Source organism: Enterobacter cloacae complex sp. P14RS (assembly GCF_014895895.1).
GTDB classification, from domain to species: Bacteria; Pseudomonadota; Gammaproteobacteria; order Enterobacterales; family Enterobacteriaceae; genus Enterobacter; species Enterobacter bugandensis.
Genome location: NZ_JADBQM010000019.1, coordinates 1 through 19,168, shown reverse-complemented (window position 1 = coordinate 19,168; position 19,168 = coordinate 1). Strand labels below are relative to the sequence as shown.

Sequence of the window (19,168 nt, the reverse complement as noted above, 5' to 3'; positions counted from 1 at the left end):
ATCGCTAAACATAAAAAAAGGAGATACAGCATGCTGTATCTCCTGACGTTTATTCCTGCACCCACCAGATGGCTTCAAACGGGCGCAGTTGCAGCGTATCGGGACGAGAGGGGACGTCCTCATAGTTGCTGAGTGCGACCTGCCATGCGCCCTGTACCGGGTCCGGCTGCCACTGCTGGCGCTCTCGGCTCAGGTTTGCCACCACCATCAGCGTCTGGCCCTGCCACTGGCGGCGATAGCACCACAGGGAAGGGTGTTCCGGCAGGAGATCTTCATAATCTCCCCACGTCAGCACCGGGAGGGTTTTGCGCAGACGAATCAGCGACTGATAGGTGTAGAACACTGAATCCGGGTCGTCCAGCGCCGTACGGGCATTCACGGTTTCATAGTTATCGCAGACCCCAATCCACGGCTCGCCCTCGGTAAAGCCCGCATTGTGCGACGCGTCCCACTGCATTGGGGTTCGCCCGTTATCGCGGGATTTACTCGCCAGAATCGCCAGTAATTCATCCGGCTCACGGCCATTGGCCCGCAGTTCGGCGAACATGTTCAGGCTTTCCACGTCGCGGTAGTCGGTGATGCGGCTGAAGTGCGGGTTGGTCATGCCCAGCTCTTCACCCTGGTAGATATACGGCGTGCCCTGCATGCCGTGCAGCACCATACCGAGCATCTTCGCGGCGTGAACGCGGTATTCCCCTTCGTCACCGAAGCGCGACACGATGCGCGGCTGGTCGTGGTTACACCAGAACAGCGCGTTCCAGGCTTTGTTGTGCATGCCCTGCTGCCAGTGACGGAAGAGGGTTTTCAGCGCCACGAAGTCCGGCTTTGCCTTCGTCCACTTTTCGCCGCCGGGGTAGTCCACCTTCAGGTGGTGGAAGTTAAAGGTCATCGACAGCTCGCGCCCGTCGAGCGACGCGTACTGCTGGCAGTTCTCCAGCGAGGTTGACGACATCTCCCCCACCGTCATCAGGTTGCGCGGGGTGAAGACGTCGCGGCTCATCTCCTGAAGATATTCGTGGATGCGCGGCCCGTCAGTGTAGAAGCGGCGACCGTCGCCAATGGTGTCGTCCGGGAAATCCTGATCTTTAGAGATGAGGTTAATCACGTCCAGACGCAAGCCGTCCACGCCGCGATCGGCCCAGAACTCGCATACCTTTTTCAGCTCGGCGCGCACCGCCGGGTTTTCCCAGTTGAGATCTGCCTGCTCGGGCGCGAAAAGGTGAAGATAATACTGCTCGCTCTCGGCGTGCCAGCGCCAGGCGTTGCCGCCAAACTTGGAGCGCCAGTTGTTGGGGAGCTGCTCCGGCGTGCCGTCGCGCCAGATGTAGAACTGGCGGTACGGGCTCGCTTTGTTCAGCGACTCGCGGAACCAGGCGTGCTGCGTGGAGGTATGGTTAAACACCATATCCAGCACGATGCGAATGCCGCGTTCGTGCGCTTCGGCAACCAGCTCGTCAAAGTCATCCAGCGTGCCAAAGGACGGGTCGATGGCGGTGTAATTCGCCACGTCGTAGCCGTTATCCACCTGCGGGGAAATATAAAACGGCGTCAGCCAGATGGCGTCGATGCCGAGGGTTTTCAGGTAATCCAGCCGCTGCGTCACGCCGCGCAGATCGCCGGTGCCGCTGCCGGTGGTGTCCTGAAAACTCTTTGGGTAAATCTGGTAGATGACGCCGTTCTGCCACCAGTGAGGAAGGGTATTCATAATGCGTTCCTGCAAATGCGAAGGGGCGCAACTGCGCCCCGAAAGATGAAGTTAAACAATCTGCAGCGTGCCCTGACGGAATTTACGCTGGTAAACCACGGTGGTGAGCGCCATGGGGACGATAATCGCCACCGCCATAGCCAGGGCAAACACCTGCCAGAAAGTAGGCTGGATGGAGAGGATCCCCGGCAGGCCGCCGACGCCAATCCCGTTCGCCATCACGCCGTTCAGGCCGCACAGCAGGCCCGCCAGGCCAGAGCCGATCATCGCGCAGAGCATCGGGAAGCGGTACTTCAGGTTGATGCCGTACATCGCCGGTTCGGTGACGCCGAGATAGGCGGAGATGGCCGCCGGAACGGAGATCTCACGCTCGTTGTGCTTACGGCTAACGATAATGATGCCGGTCACCGCAGAGGCCTGTGCGATGTTAGAGAGGGCGATAATCGGCCAGACCGGGGTACCGCCGAGGCTCTGAATCATCTGCATATCGATGGCCAGCGTGGTCTGGTGCACGCCGGTGATCACCAGCGGGGCATACAGGAAGCCAAACAGCGCGGCACCGATTGGCGCGAAGCTGCCGGTCATCAGATGACGCACCGCGAAGGCCACGCCGTCGCCAATCATGCGGCCAAACGGACCGATAAAAGCGTGCGCCAGGAAGACGGCCAGGATCAGCGAGCAGACCGGCACCACCACCAGGTAGAGGTAATCCGGCACGATGCGCTTCAGACGCGTCTCAATAAAGCCCAGCGCCAGACCCGCCAGCAGGGCCGGAATGACCTGCGCCTGATAGCCCACCTTGGCGATGGTAAACAGGCCGAAGTTCCACACTTCCGGCACCTGCTGACCAAGTAAGTAAGCGTTCATTAACTGCGGAGAGACCAGCGTGACGCCCAGTACGATACCGAGAATTGGCGTACCGCCCATCTTGCGCACCGCGGACCAGCAAATCCCCACCGGCAGATAGAAGAAAATCGCTTCGCCAATCAGCCACAGGAAGTCATAGATGCTTTGCAGCGCCGGGTACATCTGCGCCAGGGTTTTACCGTCGCTCATTGGCACATCGCCGATGACGTTACGGAAGCCCAAAATTAAGCCCCCGCTGATCAGCGCCGGCAGCAGCGGGAAGAAGATTTCTGCAAAGTGGGAAATCAGCTGCTCGTGCCACTTCATATTCTGGCGCGCCGCCTTCTTCGCCTGCTCTTTATCGGCAGAAGAGTGTCCGGTGGTCGCCAGCAGAGCCTGATAGTAATCGCCCACTTCGGTACCAATCACCACCTGGAACTGTCCGGCGTTGGTGAAGCAGCCTTTCACCATGGAAAGCTCTTCAATCGCCTTCGGGTTGGCCTTGGCCGGATCGTTCAGCACGAAGCGCAGGCGGGTAATGCAATGGCTGACGGTGGCGATGTTTTCGCGGCCGCCGACCAGGACGATCAGCCGATCGATATCTGCTTGTTTGACTTTACTCATCATGAAACCTCATGACAGATGTTGAGGGGGGTAATGACCTGAGCGCAAGCCTACTCCTTCAGCGTGACGGCGAAAATGGGAACGTTCCCGAAATCGGGCGAAGATCACAATAAACGATTCAGGGGGGTTATGAGAGACGGGCAGGAATAACGATCTGGCGCGGCTCGCTCCGCCCGTTGATCTGCTCGATCAGCTGCGCGGCGGCCTGTCTGCCGGACTCGGCGTAGCCCGGATCGACGGTGATAATTTCAGGGTGCAGGAACTTCATCAGCGGCGTGCTGCCGACGCTCGCCACCTGCAGGTTATCAATACGCTGCTCCTGCAGATACTTGCTGGCACCCAGCGCAAGGGTGTCCGTGGCGCACACCAGCGCGGTGGTCTGCGGCGTCAGGACGCTGGCGACCTGCTCGTAGCCCTGCTTCATGCCCAGCCCCGGCAGGGAGGCCACGGCAGGGAGATTGTGCTTTTTGCAAAAGGCCAGATAGGCCTCGTGGCGGCGCTTGCCGGTGGTAACGTCCGCGTGCGGCACGCCCAGATAGCTGATGTGGCGGTGGCCTTCTTCGTACAGGCGCTGCATCAGGGTGATAATCGCCCCCTCATCGTCATAACAGACGGAGGCAAAGCCGTGGGCATCGCGCGCCAGCAGCACCAGAGACGGCTGCCAGTGTTTCAGCATCTCCTCGTCAATGCCGGTAAAACCAAACAGCACCACGCCGTCAATGTTACGGCGCTGGAGCATGCCGAGATGTTCTTCCACCAGCTGTGGCGAGAACTGGCTCTCCATCATGATCGGGTCATAGCCCTGCTCGTAGAAGGCTGGCAGCATGGTCTGAACGGCGAGGTTTTCGGAGAGGGAATCCAGACGCGAAACGATGATCGCAACCACTTTATCGCTCTGCCCGCGCATGGCGCGCGCGGAGCGGGAAGGGGAAAAACCGTGCTGATTCATGACCGCCTCAACGCGCTCGCGGGTGCGTTCGCTGACGCCGCTTTCGTTGTTCAGCACGCGTGAGACGGTTGATTTCCCCACGCCGCTTAAACGCGCGATGTCTTTAATTGTAAGGCGGTTCTGCATGCTGTTTTCCCTGTAACAACGACAAAATGGTCAATTGAGCCTAATGCTATAGCGCGATTTCGCTATGGGCAAAGTCTGGTTTACGTACTGTTTATTTGCAGGCGCGTATAATACCGCCCGAATCGTCACAAAGGGTACGCTTAAATCTTTATACTGCGCGGCGACACCCTGTTTTTTTACTTACCGGAGGCTTTATGGATCCCGATCCCGCACCTCTCCTGAACGGGAGAATTTGTTCTTTCCGGTAAGCCAGCTTTTGCTGTCTCACCGGTAATGTGAGGCAGCAACGTCCCAAACGTTCCTGCTTGAAAAATTGAGTGCCTGACAGGTACGGCTTTGCCACGCCTGAAGGGAATGCTGCGTCCGCCTGGCGGATGCGGAGGAATGTCTATGTTTAAAAATATCACCCGGCAGCTGCAGGCGCTGCTGAGCCGCCATCTGCCACACCGTCTTGTTCAGCGCGATCCGCTGCCCAATGCCAAAAACATGGCGGGAGCGGCGATCCCGGCGTCCCTGACCGAACGCTGCCTGAACGTGGCGGCGATGGATGAAAACGAAGTCTGGCGCGCCTTTGGCGGCCATCCGGAAGGGCTGAATGCGTCTGAAGTGGAAAAAATCCGCGCCGTGCACGGCGATAACCAGATCCCGGCGCAGAAGCCCTCTCCGTGGTGGGTGCACCTGTGGCTCTGCTACCGCAACCCGTTCAACCTGCTGCTGACCGTGCTCGGCATCATCTCTTACGCGACGGAAGATCTCTTTGCCGCGGGCGTGATTGCCCTGATGGTGGGTATCTCCACGCTGCTGAACTTCATTCAGGAAGCCCGCTCCACCAAAGCGGCAGACGCCCTGAAGGCGATGGTCAGCAACACCGCAACCGTCTCGCGCGTGATTAACGATCTCGGCGAAAACGCCTGGGTTGAGCTGCCCATTGACCAGCTGGTGCCGGGCGACCTGGTGAAGCTGGCGGCGGGAGACATGATCCCGGCGGATTTACGCATCATCCAGGCGCGGGATCTGTTCGTGGCGCAGGCCTCCCTGACCGGCGAGTCCCTGCCCGTTGAGAAGGTATCGCGCAGCCGCGACCCGCAGCAGATGAACCCGCTCGAGTGCGACACCCTGTGCTTTATGGGCACCACTGTGGTCAGCGGCACGGCGCAGGCGATTGTCACCGCCACCGGGGGCAATACCTGGTTTGGACAGCTTGCCGGGCGCGTCAGCGAGCAGGAGAGCGAGCCGAATGCGTTCCAGAAAGGCATTGGCCGCGTCAGCATGCTGCTGATCCGCTTTATGATGGTTATGACGCCAATCGTGCTGCTGATCAACGGCTACACCAAGGGCGACTGGTGGGAGGCGGCGCTGTTTGCGCTCTCCGTGGCCGTCGGCCTGACGCCGGAAATGCTGCCGATGATCGTTACCTCCACGCTGGCGCGTGGGGCGGTCAAACTCTCTAAACAAAAGGTGATCGTCAAACACCTCGACGCCATCCAGAACTTTGGCGCAATGGACATTCTCTGCACCGATAAAACCGGCACCCTGACGCAGGATAAAATCGTGCTGGAGAACCACACCGACATCGCCGGTAAAACCAGCGAGCGCGTGCTCCACAGCGCGTGGCTGAACAGCCACTACCAGACCGGGCTGAAAAACCTGCTCGACGTGGCGGTGCTGGAAGGCGTGGACGAGGAGGCCGCCCGTACGCTCTCCGGCCGCTGGCAGAAGGTGGACGAAATCCCGTTCGACTTCGAGCGCCGCCGCATGTCGGTGGTGGTCAGCGAGCAGCCGGACGTGCACCAGCTGATCTGCAAAGGCGCGCTGCAGGAGATCCTGAACGTCTCCACGCAGGTGCGCCATAACGGGGAGATCGTGCCGCTGGACGACACCATGCTGCGCCGCATCAAGCGCGTCACCGACAACCTGAACCGTCAGGGGCTGCGCGTGGTGGCGGTGGCGAGCAAATTCCTGCCCGCGCGGGAGGGGGACTATCAGCGTATCGACGAATCCGATTTGATCCTCGAGGGTTACATCGCATTCCTCGATCCGCCGAAAGAGACCACCGCACCGGCGCTGAAGGCGCTGAAGGCGAGCGGCATCACCGTCAAAATTCTCACCGGTGACAGCGAGCTGGTGGCGGCCAAAGTGTGCCACGAAGTGGGGCTGGACGCGGGCGACGTGGTGGTGGGGAGCGACATTGAGCACCTCACCGACGACGAACTGGCGCAGCTTGCCCAGCGCACGACGCTGTTTGCCCGCCTGACGCCGATGCACAAAGAGCGCATTGTGACGCTGCTGCGTCGTGAAGGGCACGTGGTGGGCTTTATGGGCGACGGCATCAACGATGCGCCCGCGCTGCGTGCGGCGGACATTGGCATCTCCGTGGACGGCGCCGTGGATATCGCCCGTGAAGCGGCGGATATCATCCTGCTGGAAAAGAGCCTGATGGTGCTGGAGGAGGGCGTCATCGAAGGGCGTCGCACCTTCGCCAACATGCTCAAGTACATCAAAATGACCGCCAGCTCCAACTTCGGTAACGTCTTCAGCGTGCTGGTGGCGAGCGCGTTTCTGCCGTTCCTGCCGATGCTCCCGCTGCACCTGCTGATCCAGAACCTGATGTACGATGTCTCTCAGGTAGCGATCCCGTTTGATAACGTGGACGACGAGCAGATCCAGAAGCCGCAGCGCTGGAACCCCGCCGATCTGGGCCGCTTTATGCTGTTCTTTGGGCCGATCAGCTCCATCTTCGACATTCTGACCTTCTGCCTGATGTGGTTTGTGTTCCACGCCAACACCCCGGAACACCAGACGCTGTTCCAGTCCGGCTGGTTCGTGGTAGGTCTGCTGTCCCAGACGCTGATTGTGCATATGATCCGCACGCGCCGCATTCCGTTCATCCAGAGCCGTGCCGCGTGGCCGCTGATTGTGATGACGGGCATTGTGATGGCGCTGGGTATCGCGCTGCCGTTCTCACCGCTGGCAAGCTACCTGCAACTTCAGGCGCTGCCGCTGAGCTACTTCCCATGGTTGGTGGCGATTCTTGCGGGTTATATGGTGCTGACCCAGATGGTGAAAGGGTTCTATGCGCGTCGATATGGGTGGCAGTAAGCTCATTTTGCCACAATCCAAACGTAGGCCGGGTAAGGCGAAGCCGCCACCCGGCATCTGGCTTTCCTCCCAAATTCAACAACCTGTGATCTCCGTCGGCGCATTCGCTTGACGACAATTTGTACGCATGTTAACAGAATGTTTTGCCTGTATTTGGCCCGTCAGATAAGGAACATTCATGTTACGGTACAGTCTCTTAACCGCCGGGCTTATGCTCGGCGCCTCCGCTTTTGCCGCGCCGGCAGGCGACCTTCCCCTGATGCCCTGGCCTGCGAAGGTTGAACGCCCGACGACGCAGGGCGCGCTGGTGCTTAACAATCAACTCTCCGTGAGCGTCAGCGGCGACGATCTGGGGGACGCGGTCAACCGCCTGCGCCAGCGCATTGCGCTGCAAACCGGCTGGACGCTACAGCCACAGGCCGAAAAACCTGACAAGCCAACCATCCGTATCGCCATCGCTAAAAAGGTGAAGCCGCAGCCGCTGCCGGACAGCGATGAGAGCTACAAACTCATAGTGGATGCCAACGGCGTGAACATCTCTGCTAACACCCGCTTTGGCGCATTGCGCGCAATGGAAACCTTGCTCCAGCTAATGCAGAACGGTGCCGAAAACACTTCGATTCCGTGGGTTACCATCGAAGATTCGCCGCGCTTCCCGTGGCGCGGGCTGCTGCTCGATTCGGCGCGCCATTTCATCCCATTACCCGATATCAAGCGTCAGATCGACGGCATGGCTGCGGCTAAGCTCAACGTCCTGCACTGGCATCTGACTGACGATCAGGGCTGGCGCTTTACCTCGAAGCGTTATCCAAAATTAACCCAGCTTGCCAGCGACGGGCTGTTCTACACCCCTGAGCAGATGCGTGAGATTGTGCGTTACGCTGCCGAACGCGGCATACGCGTGGTGCCGGAAATCGATATGCCGGGCCACGCCTCAGCGATTGCCGTCGCCTATCCGGAACTGATGAGCGCGCCGGGGCCGTTCGCCATGGAGCGCCACTGGGGCGTGCTGAAGCCGGTGCTGGATCCCACCAAAGAGGCGACCTACACCTTTGTCGACGCGATGGTCAGCGAACTGGCGGCGATCTTCCCCGATCCGTATCTGCATATCGGCGGCGATGAGGTGGACGACAGCCAGTGGAAGGCAAACGCGGCAATCCAGAGATTTATGCGCGACAACAAACTGGCGGACAGCCACGCGCTGCAGGCGTATTTCAACCGCAAGCTGGAGACGATCCTTGAGAAGCACCACCGGCAGATGGTCGGCTGGGACGAGATCTACCATCCCGATCTGCCGAAAAGCATTCTGATCCAGTCCTGGCAGGGGCAGGACGCGCTGGGGCAGGTGGCGCAGAACGGCTATAAGGGCATTCTCTCAACCGGCTTCTACCTCGACCAGCCCCAGTCCACCGCCTACCACTACCGCAACGAAATCGTGCCGCAGGGGCTGAATGGCGTGGATGTGATAGCGGACACCGACAGCGTCCAGAGCTGGGCTTTCTCCATGCCGCGCCTGAAGGGCAAGCCGGTGGAAGGCAGCTTTACGCTGGTGAAAGGCGACGCCGGCTGGCGCGGATTTATTGATTTTGCCGGGAAATCGCGTCGGGCGGTGAATAACATTCAGTGGCGCGACGACAACCAGGTGACCTTTACCGTCGACACCTGGATGGGTGAAACGCGCCCGGTGGTCAACGTTGATAACGACAAACTCACCGGCTATTTCCTGGTGGGAAACACCCGCTACCCGATTAGCGGCGCGCGTCTGGACGACGTGCCGAAAGGTACCCCTCCGGTCGTGCCGGACGTGGCGAATCAGGCCAACCTGCTCGGTGGCGAAGCCGCGCTGTGGGCGGAAAACGTGGTCGCGCCGGTGCTGGACATCCGCCTGTGGCCGCGCGCCTTTGCGGTGGCGGAGCGGCTGTGGTCCGCGCAGGACGTCAACGACGTCGATAACATGTATACCCGCCTGCAGGCGATGGACAGCTGGTCGACGGTGTCCGTCGGGCTGCAGCAGCATACCCAGCAGCAGGTGCAGTTCACGCGCCTCGCTAACAATGCCGACACCCTGCCGCTGCAAATCCTCGCCCAGGCGCTCGAGCCGGCCCAGTACTACACCCGCCAGCACCTGAAGTTCCAGGCCGGAAACTACCATCAGTTTGAGCCGCTTAACAGACTTGCAGATGCGTTGAACGCCGAAAGCGCCACCGTGCGCCAGATGCACAAGTGGGCGGACCGCCTGGTGAGCGACGCGGAAGACACGGAGAGCGCCGAGGCGCTGCGCCACGTCTTTAACCGCTGGCAGAACAACACCAGCGACGTGCTGGCCTTGAGCGAAAACAGCTATCAGCTGAAGGCCATTAAGCCGGTCATTCTGGAGGTGGATAAGCTGGCCTCGATTGGCCTGAGGCTGACGGATCTGGTGGCGCGTCAGGGGACGCTGGACGACAAAGAGATCGCGTCGATCCAGAGCGAGCTGGACAGCGCGGCGAAGGTGCAGGATGAGGTGGTGATTGCGGCGGTCTATCCGCTGGAGACGCTGCTACGCGCCACGCGAAATCAGTAACACACATGCCCGGTGGCGCTGCGCTTACCGGGCCTACGTGGTGTAGGCCCGGCAAACGAAGTGCCGCCGGGCATAAAGGCCACTCAGTTCTTCAGAACCCACGCCTCTTTCCAGTGTGCGCCAACGCCTGGCTCATACTGGTTTGCGGTTGGGCTGTACTGCACGCAGAAGCCGCTGTACGGGAAAGGCTTACATTCGTAGGTCTTACCGTCTTTAGGCTGAAGCACCACGGTACCTGCCTTGTACGACGCGATATTGTCCGGGAAGGTAAAGTCGTGGTGGCCGGTGCTATCCGCAGCGGCATCGCCTTCCAGCATCAGGTTCAGGACGTCCTGCGCGAACAGGGTGCCGTCTTTATTGGTCGCGTAGTATTTCAGCATGTGGTGACCGGCGGTCACGTCGGTCAGGGTCATGGTGACGTCCTGATTGCTGTTGTTCATGTCCTGCTTCAGGTAGCCTTTTTCCGCACCGTGGTGGTTCATCACGTGTGCTTCAAAATTCACGTCACCCTGCGTATTCACGTGGAAGGTCACGGTCGCGTTGCCATGTTCGATTTTGCTGTATTGCAGATCGGTTACGGCGATGGTTTCGCTCACCTGCGCTTTCTGCTCTTCATAAGAGATAGCAACGGACTGTAAGGTGCTGCCGTCTTTCACGAAGACGCTGTTGGCGCCGTGAACCGGGCTGATGTCACCGGCTTCATCCTTCACGCCGACGCGCACGTCGTGCTGCGCGGTGTTGATCTTCTGCGCCAGATCGTAGGACCACTGGTTAGCGTCGCCTTGTTCAGCAGAGCCGATGGTCATCTCGGTGCGCATGGCGGTCACTTCGCCGTGGGCGTCGAAGAAGCGTGCGATAACTTTATCGCCCACGTTCAGGTTATTACCGGCAATCTGGCCGCTCAGGGTTTTGCTCCACTCGGACACAACCGCAGGCGTTTCGTCCGGGGTAACGTTGCCGCCATTCCCGAAATCAACGTCGATAGCCTGATAGAAGCTGTTTGTGGTATCTGCAATTTCCCATACGCCGTAAATTACCTGATAACCTGTGCGTTCAGGAACATTACAGGTCATGGATTTAGTTACGGCTGGCGCCTGGCTATTTCCGTTAATTGTACAGAACGGGGTTAATTCAAACTGATCGCGAGTTAGCGGTTTATTTGGATCCCAGTTTTGTTTGGTAATGTAATAACGCCAGTTGGTAGTTTTGTGCGGCGCAGTATGGTGCCAGACAAATTCATGCGGGCCCGCGGTCATCGGGTTTTTAGTCCACGCATTCAGGCTCTGCTTATCCAGCTGAGAATATTGAGAGATACCCGCGCTGGCAAGGTGTCCGTCTGCTGGCTCTGCCCCGGTCGGGAAGCCGGAGGTTTTCTCTACGCTCTGCGGTTCATACTGTACGGAGCCGCAATCAATATTTTGACCCAGCTTACACATATAGGCGCGGCTGGCAGGAGATTCAATATATCCGTGAGCAAATGCCGAAGACGCAACGGTCACTGTTGCGAGGGCAAGTGCAATTTTTGAAAGTTTCATTACTCATCCATTATTAGAGAATATTACTAGGCGAGGGAGAGTCTAATAATGGATCTGGCTCTGTGTCATTTTACCCGGAGAGTAAAAATAACCGAAATAAAAAAGGCAGCCCGAGCTGCCTTCTGTTTATTGAAATGTATTAACGACGTACGGCGATCGCTTCAATTTCAATTTTCACGTCTTTTGGCAGACGCGCCACTTCCACGCAGGAGCGCGCCGGGAAGGTGGCGTTGTGCTCGGTGAAGAACGCTTCGTAAGTGGCGTTAACGGTGGCGAAGTCGTTCAGATCTTTCACGAACACCGTCGTTTTGACGATATCACCCACTTTCAGGCCCGCAGATTCAACGATAGCTTGCACGTTTTCCAGCGACTGACGCGCCTGCGCCGCCACGTCGGCCGGTACTTCACCGGTTTTCGGGTTTACCGGGATCTGGCCAGAGGTGATGATCATGCTGCCCAGATCAACGCCCTGAACGTATGGGCCGATAGCCGCTGGTGCATTTTCCGTCGCGAGTACTTTGCTCATTTTTTCTCCAGAATTACAGCGTTAAGAATGTTCCCGGCCATTATAACAGCCGGGATTTCATTACCAACCTCAATTAGTTGGCCAGCACCACATAATGGGAAAACTCTTTTTCGCAGTATTTGCATTTGAGCGCGATGTCATTGGCGCGCTTTTTCACTGCAAAGCTGGACGAAACCGGCTCGGCGTGGCTGATGCAGTTGCTGTTCGGGCAGACCAGCACGCTTTCGATGCGCTCCGGCAGGCTCGGGCGGGATTTGCCCACCACGTCGTAATCGTCGATGCGGTTAACCGTGGCCTCCGGCGCGTACAGCGACAGCTGGTTGACCTGCTCGTCGGTCAGGAAGGTGTTCTCGATCTTGATCAGATCTTTACGGCCCATTTCGCCGGAAGGCAGGTTCAGGCCGATGGTGATGCGCTGGTCGGTTTCGGTCAGTTTGAACAGCGTCAGCAGCTTAAAGCCCACCTGCGCAGGGATGTGGTCAATCACGGTGCCACGCTTGATGGCTTCAACCTGGAGTTTGTTATCGTGTGTCATGGTCGTCTCCCCTTACAGAGCTAATTCGCGATTCAGAACCAGTGCCAGTAACGCCTGGCGAGCGAAGATGCCGTTTCCGGCCTGCTGGAAGTACCAGGCGTGCGGCGTTTTATCCACGTCGGTGGCAATCTCATCGATGCGCGGCAGCGGGTGCAGCACCTTCATGTTGTCGCGCGCGCCGTCGAGATCGCTGGCGCGCAGCACGAACTGCGCCTTCACGTTGGCGTATTCGGATGGATCCAGACGCTCTTTCTGCACGCGGGTCATATAGAGAATATCCACGTTGCCCACCACCTCTTCGATGCTGGCGTGCAGGCTCCACGTAATGCCTTTCTCGTCCAGCATGTCGAGGATGTACTGCGGCATCGCCAGTGCGTCCGGGGCGATGAAGAAGAAGCGGTTGCCGCTAAATTTCGCCAGCGCCTGGGTCAGGGAGTGGACGGTGCGGCCGTACTTCAGGTCACCGACCATGGCGATGTTCAGATTTTCAAGCGTGCCCTGGGTCTCCTGAATGGTGAACAGGTCCAGCAGGGTCTGCGTCGGATGCTGGTTGGCGCCGTCACCGGCGTTCAGCACCGGAATGCCGCCAGAAAACTCGGTCGCCAGACGCGCCGCGCCCTCCTGCGGGTGGCGCATCACAATCGCGTCCACGTAGGTGCTGATCACTGAAATGGTATCCGCCAGGGTTTCGCCTTTTTTGCCCAGCGACGTGTTGCTGCTGTCCGAGAAGCCCACCACGCTCGCGCCCAGGCGGTGCATGGAGGTTTCAAAGGAGAGGCGGGTGCGCGTCGAGGCTTCAAAGAAACAGCTCGCGATCACCTTGTGCTTCAGCAGCTCCGGCTGCGGATTGGCCTTCAGTTTTGCCGCGGTTTCCAGAACCAGTTCCAGCTCTTCGCGGCTGAGGTCGTTTATGGAAATGATGTGTTTTTGATAAAGCGGATTCATGTTTATCTCCTGACGCCGGGCAAAAAAAAGCCCCTCAAATGAGGGGCTCTGGGAATAGGTTTAGCAACGGGAAGAAAAACGGCAGGCCAGCGTCTGATTTCAGACGCGGTAAGACGTTATGTCGTACACGCTTGACCATGCTTCCTCCCGGCAAATTGTCGGGCATTATACGCAGCTCGTTTTTGGGATCAAGCGATTTAATGCACGCTTTACTCAATGCAAACGGTTCTTTATGAATATTAATGCATTCTGAGTAAGTAATTAATTTGCTTATGCACCAGCGCGGTACGCTTCACCACCCGGGGCGCGACCCAGACGATACTGCTTCCCGCCACCACACCTAAAATTTCCGGTAACTGGTGATAATCCAGAATACGCGCCACCGCGCGGCCATATCCGGCAACGGTATGAATAAGGATAAATTCGCTATTGTGCTCCACGCTCACCACCATTTCGGAGACGGTACGCGCGGCGTCGGGGGCAGGGCGCAGCTGGGGATTCAGCGAATAAATCTTTAGCCCTTTGGCATTGCGAATTTTTATGACGCCAAGCAGCTTGAGCAGACGTGAAACGGTGGACTGGCTGATGGTCTCAAAACCCCGCTCCTGCAAGTCGCGGCGGATCTCTTCCTGAGAGAGATAGCTCTTTTCCGCGATCAGACGCTGGCAGACCGTTAGCTGTAGTTGCTCTTTGGGAGAGTACTCTTCGTAATCCATCATAGTTCCCATATCAGTTCCCGAAATAACCGGTGGCACCGCACCGATCCGTAGGCCGGATAAGCGCAGCGCCATCCGGCAAATCACAACAACGCGCCCAGGCTTAACGCCACCATAATCACCACCGTCAAAATCCCCAGCAGCGGCGCGACCCATTTCAGATAACGCACGTAGGGCACGCGGGCGATAGCCAGCCCGCCCATCACGACGGCAGAGGTGGGGGTGATAAGGTTAACGATGCCGGACGCCGACTGGTAAGCCGTAACCACCAGGTCGCGGTTGACGTTAGCGAAATCGGCAAGGGGCGCCATGATCGGCATCGTCAGAACGGCCAGGCCGGACGAAGAAGGCACAAGAAACGACAGCACCACCTCCAGCCAGTACATCACGTTAATGAACGCCACCGTCGACAATCCGGTGACCATCCCCTCGGCGCTGTGCAAAATGGTGTGGGTAATCATGCCCTTATCCATAATCACTACGATACCGCGCGCGATGCCGATAATCAGCGCGACGCCCAGCAAATCTCGCGCGCCGTTGATAAAGGTTGAGGTCAGCTCCTCTTCGCTCATGCGGGCGATAAGCCCAACGATAATGGCGCTGGCGAGGAACACCGCCGAGATCTCCGCCATCCACCAGCCCAGCACCGCCACGCCGTAGATCATCACCGCGAAGGCGAGGGCGAAAATCACCAGGATGAGTTTGCGCACCGGGGTAAATTCCAGCGACTGCTCGCCCTTGTTGCCGAGGAAGTGGGCGAGGTTCTCCTCCTGTTTATCCGCCACGATCGACAGCGACGGATCTTTGCGCACCTTACGGGCATAGCGCATCACCCACGCCACGCAGATGATCCAGCCGATGACCAGCAGCGCGATGCGCAGCATGATCCCATTGGTGAAGGGGATCCCGGCGGCGTTGGCGGCGATCACCGTCGCGAACGGGTTAATGGTGGACCCGAGCGTGCCGATCCCCGCCCCGAGCAGCACGGTGGACGCGGCAACTACCGGATCGAACCGCGCCGCCAGCATCACCGGCACCAGTAAGGTATAGAAGGGCAGCGACTCTTCGGCCATGCCGTAAATCGTGCCGCCTGCGGCAAACAGCGCCATCAGGATCGGGATCATCCACTCTTCGCGCCCGCGGAGCTTAGTGGTGACGCGCTCGATCCCGGCGTCAATTGCCCCGGTTTTGGTGACGATCCCGAGAAATCCCCCGATGATCAGGATAAACAACGCAACGTCTATCGCCCCGGCCTGGCCGGACTCCGGATCGTACAGCCCGGCTATCGGGGCCATCAGCACCGACACCAGCCCCTGCGGATGCGATGCCACGTGCGCATAGGTGCCGGCAACCGGCACCTCTTTGCCGAGCGCCTCGTTCATCGCCATATGGTACTGCCCGGCCGGAACAATCCACGTCAGCACGGCAACCACGGCAATCAGAAAAAAGAGAATGGTGTAAGCGGAGGGAAACTTGAACTTGCCCATGATGTTCTCCTGAAACCCGGCGCACCCCGCGGCGCGCCGGGCGGTGATTAGTCGCCGAGTGTCGCCACCATGACCGCCTTAATGGTGTGCATGCGGTTTTCTGCTTCGTCAAAGACGATGGAGTTCGGTGATTCAAAGACCTCTTCCGTCACCTCCAGCCCCTTCAGGCCGTACGCCATCTCGATCTCACGGCCCACTTTGGTGTGCTCGTTGTGGAACGCGGGCAGGCAGTGCATGAACTTGACGTTCGGGTTGCCGGTGGCCTTCATCACGTCCGCGTTGATTTGATACGGCTTCATCAGGCTGACGCGCTCGGCCCAGGCCTCCTTCGGCTCTCCCATGGAGACCCACACGTCGGTGTAGAGGAAATCGGTGCCCTGCACACCTTCTTCCACATCGTCGGTGAGGGTGATGCGCGCGCCCGTTTCTTTGGCGATGGCGCGGCACTGCTCAACCAGCCCGGCTTCCGGCCAGAAGGATTTCGGTGCCACGAGGCGGATATCCATCCCCATCTTGGCCGCGCCGACCATCAGGGAGTTGCCCATGTTGTTGCGCGCGTCGCCGAGATAGGCAAAGCTCAACTCCGGCAGAGTTTTGCCCGGTGAATGCTCCAGCATGGTCATCAGGTCAGCGAGAATTTGCGTCGGGTGGAACTCGTCGGTCAGGCCGTTCCATACCGGCACGCCCGCGTATTCTCCGAGCTCCTCGACGATGGCCTGGCCGTAGCCGCGGTACTCGATGCCGTCATACATGCGGCCCAGCACGCGGGCGGTGTCTTTCATCGACTCTTTGTGACCGATCTGCGACCCGCTTGGGCCGAGGTAGGTAACCTGCGCGCCCTGGTCAAACGCGCCCACTTCGAAGGCGCAGCGGGTGCGGGTGGAGGTTTTTTCAAAGATCAGGGCGATGTTTTTTCCGACCAGGGTCTGCTTTTCGCGCCCGGCTTTTTTGGCCGCCTTCAGCTCGATGGCGAGGTCGATCAGGTACTGAATTTCCGCCGGGGTGTAGTCCAGCAGTTTGAGAAAGTTGCGGTTTTTCAGGTTAATGGTCATGGGTAAATCCTTTTTAAATGAGTGCTCAGTTACGAATCAGCGTGCCTTTCTCGCCCGCCAGGATCTCCGCGCCGTCGGCCAGCGCGCCGATCCCGGCAATGCCGTTGCAGGCCTCAACAAATTCGCGGCAGGCGGCGACCTTCGGCCCCATCGATCCGGCGTCGAACGTCATGTCTTTAAGCAATTCCGGCGTCACCTGCGCCAGCGGGCGCTGGGTCGGCTTGCCCCAGTCGAGGTACACCGCGTCGGCATCGGTGAGGATCAGCAGGGCGTCGGCCTCGATCTGGCGCGCCAGCAGGGCGGCGGAGAGGTCTTTGTCGATCACCGCCTCAACGCCGCGATAGCCGTTGGCGTTTTCCACTACCGGCACGCCGCCGCCGCCGTTGCAGATCACCAGGTGGTCACGCTGGATCAGCGCCGTGATGGCGTCGCTCTCAACGATGCGTTTGGGCTGCGGAGAGGGCACCACGCGGCGGAAATAGGTGCCGTCGGCCCTGAACGTCCAGCCTTTTTCTGCGGCCAGCGCTTTCGCCTGGGCCTCGCTGTACACCGGACCGATGTACTTGGTCGGGTTGCTAAAGGCCGGATCGGCGGCGTCCACTTCCACCTGGGTGAGCAGGACGCTCACCTCACGCTGGGGCAGATTGTTTTTCAGCGCCTGCTGGAGCATGTAGCCGATCATCCCCTGGCTTTCCGCGCCGAGAACGTCCAGCGGGTAGGGCGTCACTTTGTCGTAGGCGCTGTTCTGCAGCGCCAGCAGCCCGACCTGCGGCCCGTTGCCGTGCACCAGCACCACGCGCCACTGTTCTGTTAATCCGGCGATGATGCGGGCGGCCTGCTCGATGTTCTGGCGCTGGATATCCGCTTCCAGCGGCTCGCCGCGCTTGAGCAGCGCGTTGCCGCCCAAGGCCACAACCAGAGTGGGTTTTCGTTCCATGATGGCTCCTTAAATTCCGTCGCGTTCCAGTGGGCAGCTCATGCAGCGCGCGCCGCCGCGACCGCGTCCCAGTTCGTCGCCGGGGATCGGCAGCACGGTGATGCCCGCTTTGTCGTACTTCTCGTTGGTCCAGACGTTGCGCTCGTAGCCGATCACTACGCCCGGGCGGATGGTCAGAACGTTGTTGGCGTCGTTCCACTGCTCGCGTTCGGCTTCAAAGGCGTCGCCGCCGGTGGTGATCAGGCGGACCTGGTTAATGCCGAGGGCTTTCTCAATGGCGTGCAGCAGGTCGGTTTCCTGCGTGCGCAGCAGGCCGCCGCGTCCGTCCGGGGTGAGCGTCCAGCACTGGGCGTCTTTGCGCACCACTTCCGGATAGACGGAGAAAGTGTCCACGTCGATGTGGGTCATCACCGTGTCGAGGTGCATGCAGGAGCGATGTTTGGGCAGCTCAACGGCAATCACGCGTTCGGCCTGACGGTGTTTAAACAGGCTGTTGGCGAGGAACTCCACGCCCTGCGGCGTTGTGCGCTCGGACATGCCGATCAATACCGCCCCGCGGCCAATCACCAGTACGTCGCCGCCTTCTAAGGTGGCGTGGTCGTAATTAATATTCTCGTCGCCGAAATACTTAATAAAATCGCCGTCGGCAAATGCCGAGTGCCAGCGATATATCGCGCGCAGATTATTGGTTTCACGCTGGCGGGCGGGTTTCGCCATCGGGTTAATGGACACGCCGTTATAAATCCAGCAGGAGGTATCGCGGGTAAATAAATGGTTCGGCAGCGGCTTCATAATAAAATCATTCGCCGTGTGGGTATCCACTACCATATTTTTAATGGCTGCCGGAATTTCGCCGTAGGTTAATCCCCCGCTTAATCGCCGCGCCAGTTCGCGGTGCGGCATATCCGCCAGCCAGCCGCGCACGTCGCCGGCAAAGGTTGGCCCGAGGCGATAGTCGGAAATTTGTGTTTCAAGAAGCCAGGCTTTCGCTTCTGCGATATCAAGGGTTTGCGTGAGCAGGTCGGTCAACAGCAGGACTTCCACACCCTGCTCGCGCAGCGTGTTTGCGAAGATGTCATGCTCCTCACCCGCCCGTTCAACCGACAGTACATCATCAAATAACAGCTCCTGACAGTTTGAGGGGGTTAACCGCTTCAGACTTAAATTAGGGCGGTGCAGCATAACGCTACGCAATTGACCAATTTCAGAACCGACATAATGCTTTTCCATAATTATTCCTTTAACTGTTTTTCAGAATAAAAAGGGCATGCGCCATGTGGTGTGTTTAATTACATGGCGGCTAAGCTCAATTGATTTCGTGATTTATACTAGGCAGTTAAATAATCCGTAATGTGATATTGCTCACGCGAAAATGGATATTAATGAGTTTGTTTTCATTTGCATGATTCGCATCAGATAATGATTAATTTCATATTATTGGGAGTTGAATAGCTAAGCAGGATCCGGTGGCATTATTTGAGGTTGTTATTATTTTGTAGAATTACACATTTTGTAATTATTGG

General features: G+C 58.7%; 15 protein-coding genes and 1 pseudogene. 3 read left to right on the top strand and 13 right to left on the bottom strand.

Annotated features, from left to right (window positions below; all coding sequences use genetic code 11):
* Positions 1-49: 49 nt before the first annotated feature.
* From treC to treR, 3 genes are all read right to left on the bottom strand, one after another.
* A complete protein-coding gene (treC, locus tag IM295_RS14815) occupies positions 50-1,705 on the bottom strand; it encodes an alpha,alpha-phosphotrehalase (protein WP_126817956.1) in 1,656 nt (551 codons plus the stop codon).
* Positions 1,706-1,756: 51 nt separating this feature from the next.
* Positions 1,757-3,175, bottom strand: a complete 1,419-nt coding sequence (gene treB, locus IM295_RS14810) for a PTS trehalose transporter subunit IIBC (RefSeq protein WP_045259643.1) — start codon at positions 3,173-3,175, stop codon at positions 1,757-1,759.
* Positions 3,176-3,302: 127 nt separating this feature from the next.
* Positions 3,303-4,250 carry a trehalose operon repressor TreR gene (gene treR, locus IM295_RS14805; protein WP_028015312.1) on the bottom strand — a complete coding sequence of 316 codons (948 nt, stop codon included), beginning with the start codon at positions 4,248-4,250 and terminating at the stop codon, positions 3,303-3,305.
* A 390-nt stretch (positions 4,251-4,640) separates the two neighbouring features.
* Here treR and mgtA point away from each other — a divergent pair, with 390 nt between their 5' ends.
* Both mgtA and IM295_RS14795 read left to right on the top strand, forming a co-directional pair.
* Entirely contained in the window at positions 4,641-7,349 is a 2,709-nt protein-coding gene (gene mgtA, locus IM295_RS14800; protein WP_048957647.1) for a magnesium-translocating P-type ATPase, read from the top strand.
* Positions 7,350-7,527: 178 nt separating this feature from the next.
* Entirely contained in the window at positions 7,528-9,912 is a 2,385-nt protein-coding gene (locus tag IM295_RS14795; protein WP_193066873.1) for a beta-N-acetylhexosaminidase, read from the top strand.
* Positions 9,913-9,995: 83 nt separating this feature from the next.
* On the opposite strand, the gene gbpA is transcribed toward IM295_RS14795, so the two are convergent.
* From gbpA to IM295_RS14770, 5 genes are all read right to left on the bottom strand, one after another.
* Complete coding sequence (gene gbpA / locus IM295_RS14790; protein WP_028015315.1) at positions 9,996-11,447, bottom strand: N-acetylglucosamine-binding protein GbpA; 1,452 nt, start codon at positions 11,445-11,447, stop codon at positions 9,996-9,998.
* A 139-nt stretch (positions 11,448-11,586) separates the two neighbouring features.
* Positions 11,587-11,973 (bottom strand): 2-iminobutanoate/2-iminopropanoate deaminase, encoded by a 387-nt coding sequence (gene ridA, locus IM295_RS14785; protein WP_003863373.1) that lies wholly within the window; start codon positions 11,971-11,973, stop codon positions 11,587-11,589.
* 73 nt (positions 11,974-12,046) lie between these two features.
* Positions 12,047-12,508: an aspartate carbamoyltransferase regulatory subunit gene (pyrI, locus tag IM295_RS14780; RefSeq protein ID WP_048960123.1), complete on the bottom strand. Its 462-nt coding sequence runs from the start codon at positions 12,506-12,508 to the stop codon at positions 12,047-12,049.
* A 12-nt stretch (positions 12,509-12,520) separates the two neighbouring features.
* A complete protein-coding gene (pyrB, locus tag IM295_RS14775; protein WP_028015316.1) occupies positions 12,521-13,453 on the bottom strand; it encodes an aspartate carbamoyltransferase in 933 nt (310 codons plus the stop codon).
* A 34-nt stretch (positions 13,454-13,487) separates the two neighbouring features.
* On the bottom strand, positions 13,488-13,592 hold the full coding sequence (locus tag IM295_RS14770; protein WP_022646880.1) for a pyrBI operon leader peptide: 105 nt from the start codon (positions 13,590-13,592) through the stop codon (positions 13,488-13,490).
* On the opposite strand from IM295_RS14770, the pseudogene IM295_RS14765 reads away from it, so the two are divergent.
* A pseudogene (locus tag IM295_RS14765) lies at positions 13,572-13,689 on the top strand (hypothetical protein). The gene IM295_RS14770 and the pseudogene IM295_RS14765 overlap by 21 nt on opposite strands.
* Positions 13,690-13,692: 3 nt before the next feature.
* Here the strand turns inward: IM295_RS14765 and IM295_RS14760 are convergent.
* The 5 genes from IM295_RS14760 to arcA form a co-directional block, all read right to left on the bottom strand.
* Entirely contained in the window at positions 13,693-14,172 is a 480-nt protein-coding gene (locus IM295_RS14760) for an arginine repressor (protein ID WP_028015317.1), read from the bottom strand.
* 80 nt (positions 14,173-14,252) lie between these two features.
* On the bottom strand, positions 14,253-15,656 hold the full coding sequence (locus tag IM295_RS14755) for a YfcC family protein (protein WP_045259604.1): 1,404 nt from the start codon (positions 15,654-15,656) through the stop codon (positions 14,253-14,255).
* 47 nt (positions 15,657-15,703) lie between these two features.
* Positions 15,704-16,708: an ornithine carbamoyltransferase gene (argF, locus tag IM295_RS14750; protein WP_003863360.1), complete on the bottom strand. Its 1,005-nt coding sequence runs from the start codon at positions 16,706-16,708 to the stop codon at positions 15,704-15,706.
* A gap of 25 nt (positions 16,709-16,733) precedes the next feature.
* Positions 16,734-17,645 carry a carbamate kinase gene (locus tag IM295_RS14745; RefSeq protein ID WP_150144683.1) on the bottom strand — a complete coding sequence of 304 codons (912 nt, stop codon included), beginning with the start codon at positions 17,643-17,645 and terminating at the stop codon, positions 16,734-16,736.
* A 9-nt stretch (positions 17,646-17,654) separates the two neighbouring features.
* Positions 17,655-18,875 (bottom strand): arginine deiminase, encoded by a 1,221-nt coding sequence (arcA, locus tag IM295_RS14740; protein WP_193066872.1) that lies wholly within the window; start codon positions 18,873-18,875, stop codon positions 17,655-17,657.
* Positions 18,876-19,168 lie beyond the last annotated feature (293 nt).

Excerpts from the sequence above, each read along its gene's own strand:
- treR (WP_028015312.1), bottom strand. The coding sequence starts at position 4,250 with ATGCAGAACCGCCTTACAATTAAAGACATCGCGCGTTTAAGCGGCGTG.
- gbpA (WP_028015315.1), bottom strand. The coding sequence starts at position 11,447 with ATGAAACTTTCAAAAATTGCACTTGCCCTCGCAACAGTGACCGTTGCG.
- treC (WP_126817956.1), bottom strand. The coding sequence starts at position 1,705 with ATGAATACCCTTCCTCACTGGTGGCAGAACGGCGTCATCTACCAGATT.
- IM295_RS14755 (WP_045259604.1), bottom strand. The coding sequence starts at position 15,656 with ATGGGCAAGTTCAAGTTTCCCTCCGCTTACACCATTCTCTTTTTTCTG.
- pyrI (WP_048960123.1), bottom strand. The coding sequence starts at position 12,508 with ATGACACACGATAACAAACTCCAGGTTGAAGCCATCAAGCGTGGCACC.
- IM295_RS14745 (WP_150144683.1), bottom strand. The coding sequence starts at position 17,645 with ATGGAACGAAAACCCACTCTGGTTGTGGCCTTGGGCGGCAACGCGCTG.
- IM295_RS14770 (WP_022646880.1), bottom strand. The coding sequence starts at position 13,592 with ATGGTCAAGCGTGTACGACATAACGTCTTACCGCGTCTGAAATCAGAC.
- argF (WP_003863360.1), bottom strand. The coding sequence starts at position 16,708 with ATGACCATTAACCTGAAAAACCGCAACTTTCTCAAACTGCTGGACTAC.
- IM295_RS14760 (WP_028015317.1), bottom strand. The coding sequence starts at position 14,172 with ATGATGGATTACGAAGAGTACTCTCCCAAAGAGCAACTACAGCTAACG.
- IM295_RS14795 (WP_193066873.1), top strand. The coding sequence starts at position 7,528 with ATGTTACGGTACAGTCTCTTAACCGCCGGGCTTATGCTCGGCGCCTCC.
- treB (WP_045259643.1), bottom strand. The coding sequence starts at position 3,175 with ATGAGTAAAGTCAAACAAGCAGATATCGATCGGCTGATCGTCCTGGTC.
- mgtA (WP_048957647.1), top strand. The coding sequence starts at position 4,641 with ATGTTTAAAAATATCACCCGGCAGCTGCAGGCGCTGCTGAGCCGCCAT.
- pyrB (WP_028015316.1), bottom strand. The coding sequence starts at position 13,453 with ATGAATCCGCTTTATCAAAAACACATCATTTCCATAAACGACCTCAGC.
- ridA (WP_003863373.1), bottom strand. The coding sequence starts at position 11,973 with ATGAGCAAAGTACTCGCGACGGAAAATGCACCAGCGGCTATCGGCCCA.
- arcA (WP_193066872.1), bottom strand. The coding sequence starts at position 18,875 with ATGGAAAAGCATTATGTCGGTTCTGAAATTGGTCAATTGCGTAGCGTT.